Raw genomic sequence first — 14,863 nt, 5'->3', positions numbered from 1 at the left:
CGGCGCGGCGGGGCCGGCGTGGCCGGTCGGGGCCGCGGGCGCGGCGCCGGCGGCGGCCGGGGGCGCGGCCGGTTCGGCGGTGTCCGCGCGGCGGCGCCGGAGCAGCCGGATCATGGTCTTGTCCCCGTGCGCGGACGGGAGGACAGGCGGTGCGAAGCGCCGGGGCGCGGCAGTGGCACGGACATCGACTTCTCGCACTTCTCGTCAGGCGGTGCGCGGCGGGGCGCGCGGGAGGTCGGCGCGGCCGAGGGCGCGCGCTGTCGGGACCGGGAAAGGGCCGGCGCCTGTGGCGGAGGAGGCGGCCGGCGGACCCGTTGATCTTCAGACTTGCACAAGTTGAAGCGGACGAAAAGCGCGCAGGTCGCAATTGCACGTCTAATTCATTAAAGACGCCAAAACGCCCAAATGTCACGATTGTCCAAATTTGAACTAATCCACCGGCGGACCCCGCCGGCGCAGGCGCCCCCGCCGCCACAGGCGGCTGACGTGCGCCGACCCCGACGGGCACGCGCGGCCCCGCCCTCGGCCGGTGACCACCGTAGCCGACCGGCGACCGCCTGCGGCCACACCGCACCCGGCGCCCGCCCCCACGCCTAGGATCGCCCAATGGACGTGTTCGGCCACATCCGGGAGTTCGTCCGGGCGGTGCGGGCCTGGCGGCAGGCCGCCGCTGACCGGGCGCCCGACTGGGACACCGAGGTCATCGGCGAACTCGCCCTGCCGTTCCTGCTGTCCCCGGAGATCCGCGCGGCCGTCCGCCAGGCGGGCGCCACCCCCCAGGAAATCCTCCAGGATGTGGAGCCCAGCCTGGGCCGGCTGCACCGCACCGAGGTCCTGTCCTACTCCATGCGGCTGGACGCGCGGCGGTGGCTGGCCGACCTCGCCGACGCCGCCGCCGAGGTCGAACCGGCGCCCGCCGCCACGCGCACGGCCGCCGTCCTGGCCGCCGCGTTCGCGGGCGTCTCGCTGGCGGGACTCGCCCTCACCCCGGCCGCCGCGCTGCTGCCCCTGGCCGCCGCCGCGGCGGCCGTCCCCCTGGTGCGGCTGATGGGCCACCCCAGCCACGTGCGCCCGGTGTTCTCCCCCGCCTCCGAGCGGCACCTGCGCGACACCGTCATCGCGCCCGGCGTGCGCCGCGCCGTCAACGACCGGCTGCGCGCGCTCGACCGCGAGCAGCCCTTCCACGTCACCCGGGCTCCCGCCCTCACCGAGCCGACCGAGCCCCAGCAGATCGTGTCCACCGACGCGGTGCGCCGGCTCACCCGCCTGGCCGACACCCTGGCCTACGGCAGCATCGGGATCTCCGGCCCCCGGGGCGTGGGCAAGAGCACCCTGCTCAAGGGCTTCTGCGACGTCCGCTTCGCCCGCGGCGATGCCCCCGACCTGCGGGTGCTGGTCTCGGCGCCGGTGCGCTACGACGCCCGGGAGTTTCTGGCGCACGCCTTCGCCCAACTGTGCGAGGCGGTCATCGCGGCCTCCCACTCCCACCCGGGCCTGTCGCGGGCCGCGGTGCTGCTACGCGCCGTGGCGGCGGCGCTGGTCGCGGCGGCCGGCGTGGCGCTGTGGCGCGCCTCGGGGCTGTCGGTGGCGCCCGCCACCCTGGTGTGGCTGGAGCACGTCGCGGTGAACTTCGCGCTGGCCATGGCCGCGGGCACCGCCGCGCTGGCGGCGGTCAGCCGCCTGCTGACCGAGCGGCACGCCGGGCTCCTCAGCGGCGAGCGCGCCCCGGCCGCCCACCTGCGCCGCGCGGCCACCGCCCTGGCGGCGGCGGGGCTGCCGGTGGCGGCGGGGTTCTTCGTGTGGCGGGTGGTGGAGGTCGTCCAGCGGGCGCCCCGCGCGCGGCCCGACTACGCCGTCCTGTGGACGCCGTTCACCCCGGGGCTGCTCATCCTGGCCGGCGCGGCGGCCGCGCTGTTCCTGGCCCACCGGCTGGCCGGGCGGGCGCGGCGGGGGAGCGGCCGGCGGCCCGACATCGCCGAGACCGCGCGCGAGCACCTGCGGCGGCTGCGCTTCATGCAGACGGTCACCACCGGGCTGACCGGCGGGCTCGCCGCCACCCGGTTCCTGCAACTGGGCACCAGCCGCAACAGCGAGCTGGCCGAGCAGCAGACCGGCCTGCCCCAGGTGGTGGCGGACTTTCGCGCGTTCGCCGCCGAGGCCGCGCGGTGGTGGCGCCGCACGCACAACGGCGAGGGCCGGATCGTCATCGGCATCGACGAGTGCGACAAGATCAGCGGCGGGGACGCCGCTCAGCAGTTCATGAACGACGTCAAGGCCGTCTTCGGGGTGCCGCACTGCCTGTTCCTGGTCTCGGTCTCGGAGGAGGCGCTGGAGGTCTTCGAGAACCGCGCCTTCGGGGTGCGCGACGCCTTCGACACCGCCTTCGACGACATCCTGCGCGTGGAGCACCTGACCTTCGCCGAGGTCCGCGAGATTCTGGTGCGCCGCGTCGCGGGCATCCCCGACTCCCTGGTGGCGCTGTGCCACGTGCTCTCGGGCGGGCTGCCGCGCGAGTGCCTGCGCACGGCCCGCGCACTGGTGGAGATCCGCGCCGCCCACGAGGCCGACGCCGCCGGCCCGGGGCCCGAGACCGGGGAGTTCGCCACCGCCCTGGTGGCCGCCGAGGTCGACGCCGCCAAGCGGGAACTGCTGCGGCGGCTGCGGGCCGAGGGCGGGCCGGTGTCCGGGCACGGCGACGTGCCGGCGGCGCTGGTGGAGGACCTGCTCGGTCGGGCGTGGCCCGAGGCGACGGCCGAGGGGCTGCGCGCCGGCGCCGACGCCTGCGCACCCGTGCCCGCCGCGCGGGAGTTCGCCGCCCGGCTGTGGTTCCTGGCGGCGGTGCTGGAGGCGTTCGTGGAGGGCCGGTCCCGGCTGGCGGCCGGGCTGCGCGACTCCCCCGAGGAGACCGCCGCGCGGCTGGCCCTGCTGGCCCGGGTGCGCCAGAGCGGCACCGGCGACGACCGGTTCGTGCGCGCCCAGGTGGACCTGTTCCGCGCCGCGTGGCACCGCGCGCCCGCCGCCGGGTAACGCGGGACGGGCGCGCGGGCGGCGGGGCGCGGCGGGCGCGGGGCGGACGCCGCGCGGCAAGGCGCCGCCGGGACCGGTCGGCGCGCGGCCGGAGCGCGTGGGGCGGGCGGCGCGGCCGTGCCCGGCGGTACCTGGCGGTACCCGCGCGGCGGCGCGCCGCCCGCGCCGGTCTCAGCGCAGGGCGCCCGCCGCGACCTCCGCCGCCTCGGCCACCAGTGCGTCATGGGGCTCGTCCTCGGTGTCGTCCTGGCGCGTCATGACCGCCATCACGATCGGGCCGCCCTCCTCGGGCCACACCACGGCGATGTCGTTGCGGCCCCCGTAGTCGGCGGTGCCGCTCTTGTCGCCGACCTCCCACCCCTCGGGCACGCCCGCCCGGATCAGGGCGTCGCCGGTGACGCTGCGCTTGAGCATGTCCACCAGGATGTCGCGCTTCTCCTCGGGCAGGGCGTCGCCCAGCGCGTAGGCGCGCAGCGTGGTGGCCATGGCCTCGGGCGTGCTGGTGTCGCGGATGTCGCCGGGCGTGCCCTCGCTGAGGTCGGGCTCGACCCGGTCGACGTGGGTGACGTCGTCGCCCAACTCCTCCAGCGCGGCGTCCAGCCCTTCGGGGCCGCCCAGTTCCTCGAACAGCAGGTTGGCGGCGCTGTTGTCGCTGAAGCGCACGGCGGCGTCGCAGATCTCCAGCAGCGTCATGGTGGAGCCGACGTGCTCCTGGACGACGGGGGAGTGGGACTCGGGCAGCAGGTCCCCCTCCTCGATCGGCACCTCCTCCTCCAGTTCGGCCATGGAGTTGGCCGCCAGCACGGCGCCGGCGGAGAACGCCTTGTGGGTCGAGGCGTAGGCGAACCGCTCGTCGGCGTTGAAGCTCACCTCGGCCCCGGTCGCGGTGTCCAGGGCGTAGACCCCCAGGCGGGTGTCGTACTCCTTTGCCAGCGCCTCCAGGTCGGGCGTGTAGGAGGCCGGGTCCACCGACGCCGACGGGGAGGGCGACCCTTCGGCGGCGGTGCCCTCCGCCTCCTGGGCGCTCCCGCAGCCCAGCAGGGACAGCACCGCCAGCGCGGCGGCGGCGGTGGGCAGACCTCGGACGGGTTCGAGCGGCATGGCGGTGTGTCCTTCTCGTCGCGGTGGTGGGGCCGGCGGCGCGCGCGGGCGCCGCTCCCGGGGACCCGGCAGGGCGCGGACCCGCGGCGCGGCGCGACGCCGCGCGTCCCCCCAGGCGGCGGGTCCGCCCAGCAGTCTGGGCCACATGTGCCGATGCAGTCCAAGACACCGAAGGGAGGTTTCATGCGAAAACGGCATATGCTCTGCGTATGGACCTTGTGGGCGCCTGCCGGGCGTTCGTCTCCGTGGGCGAGCGCGGCAGCTTCACGCTGGGCGCCGCCGCCGCGCGGATCCCCCAACCGGTGGCCAGCCGGCGCATCGCCGCGCTGGAGAAGCACCTGGGCGCGCCGCTGTTCGACCGCTCGGCGCGGCGCGCCACCCTCACCCCCTTCGGCCGCGAGATGCTGCCCTCGGCCCAGCGGCTCGTCCGGCTGGCCGACGCCATGGAGTACGACGCCGAGACCGCCCGGCGCACCCCGCTGCGCCTGGCCGTGCCCGACACCTGCGCGACCCTGGCCCTGGCCCGCCTGGAGGCCGAGGCGCGCGGCCACGGCCTGCACCTGGAGTTCCAGCCCGCGCCGCCCGACCAGCGCGCCGAACTGCTGCGCTCCCACCAAGTGCGCGCCGCCGTGGTCGCCGTGGCGCCCGACAACGCCACCTGGACGGTGCCCCTGGGCCTGGCCGGGGCCGCCCGCCCGCGCGCGGCGGTGCACTTCCTGGAGACCTTACGGCCCGGCCGGGGGGAGTCCGCCCGCCGGGCGCGGCGGGTGTGGATCCAGCCCGAGGACGACGTCCCCCACGTGCGCGACCGCCTGGTCCGGCTCGGCGACACCCTGGGCCTGCGGCCCGCGCAGGTGGCCGTGGCCGGCTCGCTGACCTCGGCCGTGGCCGACACCCTGGACTCCGCCGACCTGCTGCTGTGCTCGGCCGACCAGGCGGCCGAGCTGGACCTGCACTGGCGCCCGCTGGGCGAGACCGCGCTGCCGCGCGGCTACGACCTCGCCGGCGCGGTGGGCGCGGGCGCCGACGCCGAGCGGATCACCGCCCTGCTGGGGGCGGCGTTCGCCCGCTGCCTGGGCGCGGCCACCGGCGCGGGGGAGGCGGCGTGAGCGTCGAGGCGCTGGTGCGCGAGCTGTGCGCCGAACTGGACGAGGGCGGCCTGCACGGCTCCTTCCTGGTGCGCGACCTGGACACCGGCGAGGAGCTGGGCATCGAGCCCGACCTGGAGTTCCCCCTCGCCTCGCTGATCAAGGTCCCGCTGGCCGCCGCCACCCTGGACCGCATCGCGCGCGGCGAACTCGACGGCGCCAAGCGGCTGGAGGTGGAGCCGGGGCGGGTCACCACGCCCGGACCCACCGGCATCACCCGGTTCCGCCACCCCGCCGCGATCGCAGTGGACGACCTGCTGTATCTGTCCATGGCCATCAGCGACGGCGCCGCCACCGACGCGCTGTTCGGCCTGACCCCGCCGGCGGAGGTCGCCCGGTGGCTGCGCTCGGCCGGCGTCCACGGCATCACCGTCCGCCACCTCATGAGCGACCTGCTGGAGACCCCGGCCGAGCGGCTGGACCCCGACGACCTCCACCTCGCCTACGCGCTGGCCATCGAAGCCCGCACCGCCGGGCGCGGGCACCGCCTGCCCCAGCTCGACGTCTCCCGCGCCAACTCCGGGTCGGCGCGGGCCATGGTGGACCTGCTGGAGGCGCTGTGGCGGCCCACGGCCGTGGCGGGGAAGGTCGCCGCGCGGGTGCGCGAGCTGATGGGCGCCAACGTGCTGCGGCACCGGCTGGCGCCCGACTTCGCCTCCGACGCCGCCCGGTGGTCCTCCAAGACCGGCACCCTGCTCAACCTGCGCCACGAGGCCGGGGTGGTCGAGCACGCCGACGGGCGGACCTTCGCGGTGGCCGCGCTGACCGCCTCGCGGGTGGCCGCGATGGTGCAGCCCGGCGCCGAGGCGCTGATGGGGCGGGTGGCCCGCGCGCTGCGCGACCGCCTGCGGGAGCTGTGAGGCCGCCCGCGCCGGCGTGGCCGGGCGCCGCCTTGGCCGCGCGCCGCCGCTGGCCCGCGCCGGCTCAGATCTCGGGGATCTCCCCGGTCAGCGCCACCGAGCGGGCCACCTCGCGCAGCTTGGTGTTGGTGTTGTTGGAGGCGGTCCGCAGCACGGCGAACGCCTGGTCGCTGGTGAGGCGGCGGCGCTCCATGATGATCCCCACGGCCTCGCCGATCTCCTGGCGCGTCTCATAACCCGACCGCAGGGTGGCCTCGCGCTGGGCGGCGGCGATGGCCACCACCGCGTGGGAGGCGAACGCCCAGCCGATCTCCAGGGCGTCGGGGCCGAAGGCGTTGGCGCGGGTGGAGTACAGGTCCAGGGCGCCCAGGGTGGAGTCGTGGGTGTACAGCTCGAAGCCGAGCATGGAGCCGACGCCCAGCTCCACCGCGCGCGGGCGGTAGGACGGCCACCGGGTCTCGGCGGCCATGTCGTCGACCCGGAAGCTCTGCTCGTGGCGGGCGGCGTCCAGGCAGGGGCCTTCGTCGCACTCGAACTGGGCGCGGTCGGACGCGCGGACGAATTCGTGGGTGGCGGCCGGGGTCTCCAGGGTGTGCCGCCGCCGGTCCAGCAGCATGACCCCGGCGGCCTCGCAGCCCTTGACCGTCTCCACCGCCAGTTCGCTGATGCGCTGGAGCACGTCGTCCACGGTGTCCTGTGCCAGCAGCTCCCGCGCCATCTCGGCGAACAGGCGGATGTGGCGGTCCTGGACCGCGCCGTGGGACTCGGCCATCGCTGCCTCCTGCCATGCGGGCCGACCCCGCCGTCGGCACTGGGGCCACACTATCCACGCGGCGCACCGGCGACACGCCCGGCACACCGGTCCCGCGCCGCGCCCGGACGGCGGCGCGGCCGGCGCGGCGCCGTCCGGGCGCTGAAGAGGGGGAGGCCCGGGGAGCTTGGGGGAGGGGGAGCGGAGGGGGCGGCCGTGCCCTCACCCGGCGAACCGCTCCAGTTGCGCCTCCTCCACGTCCAGCGCCGCCTGGGCGCGGCGCAGCGCGCGGGAGTCGTAGGTGCCGCGCCCGCGCGCCGCCAGCAGGGCGTCGCGCTGGGCCGAGAGGACCGCTCGGCGCAGCCGCAGGTACTCCCCGCGCGCCTCCTCGTCGTCGCGGCCGCCCACGCCCAGCCCGTCGTCCTCCTCGTCGGAGGAGCGCACGCGGCTGTCGGCGCGCACCCGGTCCAGCACGGCCGGACTGGCAGACGCACCCCCGGGCGCCGTCACGTCGGGGTCGGCCAGCGTCGCCGCGCCCGCCCGCGACAGCTCCTTCAGCAGGCCGGCGTAGTCGTCGCGCAGCCGGTCGGGGTCGTCGCCGGGGACCTTCACCGCCCCGATGACCGCCGGCAGGGTGAACCCCTGGACCAGCAGCGTGGCGGCGGCCACCACGAACGCCACCAGCACCAGCAGCGGGCGGTGCGGGGTGTCGGCGGGCAGGGTCTGGGCCGCCGCCAGGGTGATGGCCCCGCGCATGCCCGACCAGGCCAGCACCACGCCGCCGCGCCAGCCCACCGGCTTGCGCAGCCGGAACGCGGCGTCGGCCGAGGCGCGGGTGACCCGGCGGCGCAGCCGCTCCCAGCCGCGCCCCTCGCGCCCCTCGGGGGTGTCGGCGTCCTCCAGGCGGTGGCGCAGGTGCTCCAGGCGGGGCCGGATCCGCCGCGCGCGGCGCACGTCGCGGCGCATGGCCGCCACCAGCGGCACCGCGAACGCCATGCGGATCACGGTGACCACGGCGGAGGCCGCCAGGCCCAGGACGATGGCGCTCCAGGGGTCCCCGCCGCGCTCGGCCACCCGCGCCACCAGCGGCGCCACGCTCAGGCCCATCAGCAGGAAGACCGCGTTCTCCAGCAGGAACGACAGCGTGCGCCAGTTGGTGGCCTCGCTGAGGCGGTCGCGCGCGGCGAGGTGGCGCGGGCTGAGGTGGCCGGTGACCAGGCCGGCGACCACCGCCGCCAGCACACCCGAGGCGCCGGCGTCCTCGGCCGGCACGAACGCCACGAACGGCACCACGAAGGACACGGCGGTGTTGAGCACGGGGTCGTTGAGCAGGGCGCGCACCCGCACGTTGACCACGCCCACCGCCAGGCCGATCAGCACCGACGCCGCCACGGCGTAGAGGAAGTCGCCCAGCACGCCCCACACCGACACCGCCGCCGCAGAGGCGGCCACCGCCGTGCGCAGCAGGATCAGCGCCGAGGCGTCGTTGACCAGCCCCTCGCCCTCCAGCAGGGTCAGCAGCCGCGAGGGCAGCCCCATGCGCCGGCCCACGGCGGAGGCGGCCACCGCGTCGGTGGGGCTGATCACCGCGCCCAGCGCGAAGGCCGCCGGCCACCCGATGCCCGGGATCGCGGCGTGGAACAGCCAGCCGGTGCCCAGCGTCGTCAGCACCACCAGCAGCACCGCGAGCCCGGTGATGGGCCGCACGTCGCGCCGGAAGTCCTGCACGGGCATGGTGACCGCCGCCGCGTAGAGCAGCACCGGCAGCACCCCGGCCAGCACCCACTCGGGGTCCACCTCGGGGTGGGGCACCCCGGGCACGAAGCTCAGGCCGATGCCCACGGCCACCAGGCTCAGCGGCAGCGCCACCCCGAGCCGGTCGGACAGCGCGGCCACCACCACGATGCTGATCACGCCCGCCGCGACGACGAGGGTCACCTCCATGCCCGCCCCTTCCCTGCGTCCCTGTGTGTGCGGTCCCGTCCGATGTTCGCGTTTCGGCGCGCCACGAAAGAGGTGGCACGCCGAGGGGCGCGCATGGTCGGGTGGTGACGGTCACGCCCTGTCCCGGCGCGGGCGGCGTGCGTGAGCACCCGGCCCGCGGCCGGTCACCGAAGAAGACGGATGCGAAAGGCGGAACAGCAGTGACGTTCACGACGACGTTCACGAGCACGGCGCGGGCGTGCGGAACGGTGGCCGCGGCGGCGGTGGGCCTGGCCCTGATCGGGTTCGGCGCCCCGGGGGCCCAGGCCGAGCAGACGCGTGCGGCCGAGCCCTGCGGCTACCTCGGCATGGGGGAGTACAACCACTGCGGCACGGGCACGGTGGCGGTCGACGTCGACCAGTGGAACCCGGCCTTCCCCTCCTCCCTGTACTGCGTCGGTCCCGGGATCACCGACCTGGACAACCACTCGACCGAGGACTGGGGGGTCTACTACGCCTCCTACGCGCCGGGCTACGAGGGGTGCCGGCCGGGCGCCGTCTGGGTGCCCTGACCCGGCCCGGGAGGGGCGTCTCCCTCCCCCGGCGGCGCCTCGGCCGGCTCCCGAGGCGCCGCCTCGGCGGGGGCGGCAGGCGGGAAGCGGGGCGGCTGCGGAGGGTCGGCGGCCGGCATCGGCGTCGGTATCAGCGCCGGTATCACGGCGGGTGCCCGTGCGACCGGCGGACGGCTGAGCAGGCCGTTCCGTCCCCCGGTCCGGGGCAGGAGTGAGCCGGTCGGGTTCGGGGCAGGGGAAGCCACGACGACCTGCGGCGACACCGCCACAGCCGCCGCCGCGAGCGGCGCGGCGGCCGCAGCGGCGGGCCGCCGCCCGACCGTCCGCACCGACCAGGGGAGAGCCGATGAGGGAGCCCGTCGAACCCGAAGGCGGCGATCTGGGGCGCCGCGTCGCCCGGCGCCGCGCCGAGCTGGAGATGTCGCGCGATGAGCTGGCCGAGCGCACCGGCATGGACCCCGGTTACGTGAAGTACCTGGAGGAGAACCCGGCCGAGCTGAGCCACGAGGCGCTGTACCGCCTGGCCCAGGCACTGCACACCTCCACCGAGTGCCTGCTGGGCGCGGGCGGCGAGGCCCCGCCCGGCGGCGCGGCCACCGCCGTGCCCGCGCCCTCCAGCCGGGTGCTCGACGAGGAGGAGTGCCGCAGGCTGATCGCGCCGGGGGGCGTGGGGCGGGTCGCGTTCACCGCCGAGCCGGGGGCCGCGCCGACGGTGCTGCCGGTCAACTACGCCTTCTGGCGGGATGCGGTGGTGTTCCGCACCGAGGAGGGCGGGGTGATCGCCCGCCACGCGCCGGGGCCGATGAGCTTCGAGGTCGACCGGCTGGAGGCGACGGCCGCAGCCGAGGGCTGGAGCGTGCTCGTCTCCGGCCGGGGGCATCCGGTGACCGACGAACGGGAGCTGGCCGATCTGCGCGCCGACACCGACGTCCGCCCCTGGGCGGGCGGCCGCCGCGAGGCGTGGATCCGCGTGGAGGCCGAGTCGATCACCGGCCGCCGAGTGGGAGACAACCGCGCCCCGCACCCCCGCGCTGAAGCACGGCCCCCCGAGCATCAGGCCGGTACCGCCCGAAGGACCGACGACCGAACCGGCTGAGGGGGAGGGGAGGCGGCTGGGAGAGGGTAAGAGCGGGCGAGAACGGGCGCACTCCCGCCCGCGCCCAACGCGCCGCGGCCGGGTGGTCGGCGTGGCAACGGAGCGCCGAGGCGGAACAGGGGTCCGGGGCGGCGGTCATCGTCCTTCGTGGCGGGTGGCCGGGATGGCGACGATAGCGGCGACGGCGGCTCAGAGTGGGGTCAGCGGTTTTCGTGCTGCGGGGCGAATGGCTTGGGTGGGTGACGGGGCAGCGACGGCGGCGGTGGCTCAGGTGGGCGGTCGCCGGGTCCCGCCTCAAGGGTTGATGCGGGCGACGGGGCGGCGACGGGTGGCGGGGGATGCGGGTCTGCGCCATCGGTTCGCGGCCGGTGAGGATGGCGACGGGGGCGCCGAGGGGCGGCGGGTGGTCGGGGTGGGCGGGCCTGGCTCGGTTCGGCGGTGGTCCTTCGCCGCCGGTCCCGGCCTGCCCCTGCGCTTGGTGCGACCGGCCCGTTCGCGAAGCGGGCAAACCGGACGTGAGGGCGTCGATATCTCGCATGGTGAGACGAAAACGGCCTCTTTCGCGCCGAGATGCGTCTACCGATCGCCGTTGTGAACGGTAGGCGCATCTCGGTGCTCGCAGAAACGGGCATAGCAGTCAAAGGGGCGTGGTGTGCGCCTTGGGTGTCTCGCTATGTGGTCGCTGGAGGCTCTGGTGGGCCTGCTTGGGGCCACTGTGGCCGCCCTGCTGAGGTGCAAAAGGTGCAATCCGCCATGAAATGCCGTGCTGGGAGCGGACGAGGTGCGGGTTTTCCTCCTCCGCCCCGGCGGAATCGCGGGCGGGGCTATGGCAATGCGAGACGGGGCTGTCCCCGCCACAGGTGGCCACACCAGGCGCGGCGCAGGCCGCCTCCGCCCGCCCTCGCCGCTCCTGTCGCGGCCGCGACCACCGGTCCGGGCACCGGCGACCGCCGCCCGCACCCCGCTGCGCCTCGGCGCCCCGTCACCCACCCTCACCACCCGCCATGAAGGCCGATGGCCGTTGGCCCCGGCCAACTGCTGCCGTTGCCGCCCTCGTCGCGGCCCCGAGTATCCGCCCCGGCGGGCGATGGTCGCTGGTCCGGCCATCCCCTGCTATTGCCGCTCCCGTCGCCACCCTGGCCATCCGCCCTGAGGGGCGATGGTTGCTCGCCTCGGCCATCCGCTGCCGTTGCTGCCCTCGCCGCGGCCTCGGCCATTCGCTCCGGCGGCGATGGTCGCTTGCCCCACCATCCGGTGGCCTCGCTGACTCCTTCGCAGTCTGCTTCCCAGGGCGCCTACTCCCCAGAGTCCTCGGCTGGAGTCTCTGCTGTTTGGCGGCGCCGGGCAGGGAGCCAGGTCATGGACAGGGCGCCGACCAGGAGGCCCGCCGCCGCCCCGGCGGCGGCCCACAGCCACGGCACGGTCGTCCCCTCGCCGCCGGTTCCGTCGGCTCCGGCTCCTGCGGTGGTGTAGTCGGGGATGTCGGCAGGGTCGCCGTAGTCGCCCTGGCGGTCGACGGTGGAGCCGTCGGCCCAGCCGTTGCCCATGTCGCAGTTGACCCGGTCGCGGGCCGTCACCACGCCCTCCCCCGTGAGGTTGGGGTCCAGGCTCTCGGCGCGGGCGGTCACGCCCTCCGGGGGCTCCTGGGTGGGCATGCGGATGCCCCACTTCTCCTTGGTGCGCCGCTCGACGTCCTCCACCAGGTGCTCGCCCAGGTCCAGGGCCGCCATGGCCCGTTCGGAACTGAAGTCGGTCAGCGCCTCGCGCGCCTCGGCCGCGTCGCCCGCCGCGTAGGAGGCGGCGGCCTCCGCCTCGACGTCCTCCAGTTGCGCCAGGGTCTGCGCCTCGAAGCCCTCCAGGGCGGCGGTGACCTCGCCCAGGAACTCCTCGGGGTGCTCGCAGGTGTAGTACATCAGCCGCTTGAAGATCCGCACCGGGTAGCGCGTGGCCTCCAGGTGGGCGTGGTCGGGGTCGACGTAGGTGGACGCCGCGTCGGCGGTGAGGTAGCGGTGCTGGCTGTACTCCGGCGGCACGCCCTCGGCGCCGATGTGCCAGGGGATGTAGGGCGCGGTGACGGCGGCGGTGGGCGCCACCCACAGCGACGCGAGGTCGCGGTGGGGCAGGCCGCCGCGCAGCCGGGCCACCTGGCCGTAGCCGGAGCGGTCGTCGGACCAGCGCGGGTCGCGGACCATGCGCAGCATGTCCTCCAGCCGCATCGGCGCCATCGCGCGCAGCTCGTCCTCCAGCCGGGGCGGGTAGCGGAACGGCGCGTCGGCGTCGTCGCCGGGCGGGCCGGGGAACGGGGTGCCGTAGACCTCCTGGAGGTTGATGGTGTCGCGCCCCTCGGAGTCGAACCAGCCGCGCTCCTCGGCGAAGTCCACCAGGTTGGGCGAGCCCATGAAGTCGGGGTCGTCGGCGTAGTCGACCGGGAAGTCGGTGATGTAGCCGGGGTAGGACACCCGGACGTCGTCCGGCCCCAGCCGCTCGGCCGCCCACAGCCCCTGGCCCCCGGCGAACTCCACCAGCACCCAGCCCTCGTTCTCGTCGGCGAAAAGGTGGCTGTTGCCGCCGTAGGTGGTGTACCCGTACTCGTCGATGAGCCCGCCGACGATCTCCACCGCCTCGCGCGCCGAGGTGGCGCGCTCCATCGCCAGCCGCGACAGGTCGCTGTACTGCGGCCCCTCCTGCGGGGTGGGGGTCATCTCGACCAGTTCGGGCCGGGAGTCCGACCACACGTCGCGCGCGGCCACCTGGTGCTCGTTGAGCCCGCCGTTGGTGAGCGGCGCGGGGAATCCGGCGAACTCCGAGTAGTTCATGGTGATGTACTTGGCGGTCCGCTCGGCCTGCGGGATCTCGGTGAGCCGACCCGGGATCAGCGCCTCGCCGGTGGCGCCCACCGTGACCGTGGCGTCCTCGGGGTGCTCCTGGCGGTCCACGATCTCCAGCCAGTGGCTGGACGGCTCGTGGCCGAACCCGCCGACGAGCACCGAGCCGTCGGCGGTGAGGTTCCTGCCCACGTAGAACGCGATGCTCTTGTCGGAGCCGGCCGGTGCGGCCGACGTGGCCGCTGCGGCGGGCGCTTCCGCGCCGCCGCCCGGGGCGGGGGCGGGCGGCGGCGACGCGGCGGGGTCGGCGGCGGCCGGGGGCGCGGACGCCGCCAGGACGGCGGCGGCCAGCGCCGCTCCGGCGGTGCGGGGGACGGGCACGGGTGCTTCTCCTCCTCGTGCGGGCGGCCCGGCCGGATCCGGGCCGCCAGGTGCGGGCCGTGCGGGCGGGGGCGCGTCCCCGCGTCCGGCGCGGTCACCGCCACCTCTTCCCGCCCCGACCCCCGCCACACCCGCCAAACCCGCCACACCCGGCGTCGCGGGGTCCTCGGGCGCCCGGCGCCCGACGCGCCGACCCTATTTCCTACTTTTCAGATTGACAAAGCCTGGTAGAGCGGTGAGGATGGCACCCGTCGGCTCGGAACTTCGACCGCGAGCCGGCGGTGCGTCGCCCTCTTTCGTAGAAGATCCGGGGCGCCGCCCGTTCGGGCCGGGACCGCACTCTCCGCTGCGGTCCCGGCCCGCCGCGATCCCGTGCACCGCCGCCCGCACCCGGGCGGCGTGTCCCAGTTGAGAGGACGACAGCCGTGGCCGTGGCGCTGCACTGGCGCCTGCCCGCCCGGGGCGCCGACCAGGGGGCCGGGGCCGTGCCCACCCGCGCCGAGGGCGAACGCGCGGTCCGCGTGTTCCGCGCCTTCGCCCGCGCCGCCGCCGACCTCGGGTTCACCGGGGTGGCCACCGCTCCCGACACCTGGAGCCAGGACGCCTGGATCAGCGCCGCGCGCCTGGCCGACGACATCCCCGGCCTCACCTTCCTGCTGGCCCTGCGCCCCGACCTGCTGCCGCCCGCCCTGGGCGCCCAACTCGCCGACACCTACCAGCGGCTCAGCGGCGGCCGGGTGCTGCTGCACGTCGTCGCCGACGGACAGGCCGGTGCCGGGGGCGCCGGAGACCCCCGCCGCGCCGACGCCTTCCTCGGCGCCGTGGAGCGCTACCGCGCCGACGCCGCCTTCGCCGCCGCCGCGGGCGCCCTGGGGCGCGCACCCGACTTCCCGCCCGTCTACCTGGACGGCTGCACCCCGGCCGCGCTGGAGACCGCCGCCCGCCACGCCGACGTCTGCCTGCTGCCGGCCCGCCCGCGCGGCGCGCTGCGGCGCTCCCTGGAGCGCGCCCGCGCCCTGGCCGAGCGCGCCGGGCGCCGGCCGGCGTTCGGCACCCGGCTGCACGTCGTCACCCGCGCCACCGAACTGGAGGCGCGCCGCCACGCCGGTCCGCTGATCGCGGGCACCGGCCCGCGCGGGCGGCGGCTGCCCGCCGCCGCCCCGGCGCGCGCGGGCGCGG

At 76.4% G+C, this 14,863-nt stretch carries 10 protein-coding genes; 6 read left to right on the top strand and 4 right to left on the bottom strand.

From position 1 onward, the window contains the following. Window positions 1–606 precede the first annotated feature (606 nt). Window positions 607–3,027 carry a hypothetical protein gene (locus tag LG943_RS26755; protein WP_270075159.1) on the top strand — a complete coding sequence of 807 codons (2,421 nt, stop codon included), beginning with the start codon at window positions 607–609 and terminating at the stop codon, window positions 3,025–3,027. Window positions 3,028–3,198: 171 nt separating this feature from the next. On the opposite strand, the gene bla is transcribed toward LG943_RS26755, so the two are convergent. Further along, window positions 3,199–4,128, bottom strand: a complete 930-nt coding sequence (bla, locus tag LG943_RS26750) for a class A beta-lactamase (RefSeq protein ID WP_270075158.1) — start codon at window positions 4,126–4,128, stop codon at window positions 3,199–3,201. A gap of 209 nt (window positions 4,129–4,337) precedes the next feature. Here bla and LG943_RS26745 point away from each other — a divergent pair, with 209 nt between their 5' ends. Next, on the top strand, window positions 4,338–5,237 hold the full coding sequence (locus tag LG943_RS26745; RefSeq protein ID WP_270075157.1) for a LysR family transcriptional regulator: 900 nt from the start codon (window positions 4,338–4,340) through the stop codon (window positions 5,235–5,237). After that, window positions 5,234–6,136 (top strand): serine hydrolase, encoded by a 903-nt coding sequence (locus tag LG943_RS26740; RefSeq protein ID WP_270075156.1) that lies wholly within the window; start codon window positions 5,234–5,236, stop codon window positions 6,134–6,136. The genes LG943_RS26745 and LG943_RS26740 overlap by 4 nt, the downstream gene beginning before the upstream one ends. 64 nt (window positions 6,137–6,200) lie before the next feature. Here the strand turns inward: LG943_RS26740 and LG943_RS26735 are convergent, their stop codons facing one another. Both LG943_RS26735 and LG943_RS26730 read right to left on the bottom strand, forming a co-directional pair. Then, the gene (locus LG943_RS26735; protein WP_270075155.1) at window positions 6,201–6,908 is read right to left on the bottom strand and encodes a GAF and ANTAR domain-containing protein; all 708 of its coding nucleotides are present in this window, start codon (window positions 6,906–6,908) and stop codon (window positions 6,201–6,203) included. Window positions 6,909–7,109: 201 nt separating this feature from the next. Then, the gene (locus tag LG943_RS26730; RefSeq protein ID WP_270075154.1) at window positions 7,110–8,831 is read right to left on the bottom strand and encodes a cation:proton antiporter; all 1,722 of its coding nucleotides are present in this window, start codon (window positions 8,829–8,831) and stop codon (window positions 7,110–7,112) included. 200 nt (window positions 8,832–9,031) lie between these two features. On the opposite strand from LG943_RS26730, the gene LG943_RS26725 reads away from it, so the two are divergent. After that, complete coding sequence (locus tag LG943_RS26725) at window positions 9,032–9,382, top strand: DUF6355 family natural product biosynthesis protein (RefSeq protein WP_270075153.1); 351 nt, start codon at window positions 9,032–9,034, stop codon at window positions 9,380–9,382. Window positions 9,383–9,728: 346 nt separating this feature from the next. Next, the gene (locus tag LG943_RS26720) at window positions 9,729–10,478 is read left to right on the top strand and encodes a helix-turn-helix domain-containing protein (RefSeq protein ID WP_270075152.1); all 750 of its coding nucleotides are present in this window, start codon (window positions 9,729–9,731) and stop codon (window positions 10,476–10,478) included. 1,295 nt (window positions 10,479–11,773) lie between these two features. Here LG943_RS26720 and LG943_RS26715 read toward each other — a convergent pair. Next, window positions 11,774–13,684, bottom strand: coding sequence for a C69 family dipeptidase (locus tag LG943_RS26715; RefSeq protein ID WP_270075151.1), 1,911 nt, complete (start codon window positions 13,682–13,684; stop codon window positions 11,774–11,776). 425 nt (window positions 13,685–14,109) lie between these two features. On the opposite strand from LG943_RS26715, the gene LG943_RS26710 reads away from it, so the two are divergent. Beyond that, a partial coding sequence (locus LG943_RS26710; RefSeq protein ID WP_270075150.1) for an LLM class flavin-dependent oxidoreductase occupies window positions 14,110–14,863 on the top strand: 754 nt, incomplete at its 3' end.

This window comes from Streptomonospora mangrovi (genome assembly GCF_027604915.1).
Classification (GTDB): Bacteria; Actinomycetota; Actinomycetes; order Streptosporangiales; family Streptosporangiaceae; genus Streptomonospora; species Streptomonospora mangrovi.
The sequence above is the reverse complement of the archived record's forward strand: the minus strand, read 5'-3'. Positions and strand labels throughout refer to the sequence as shown.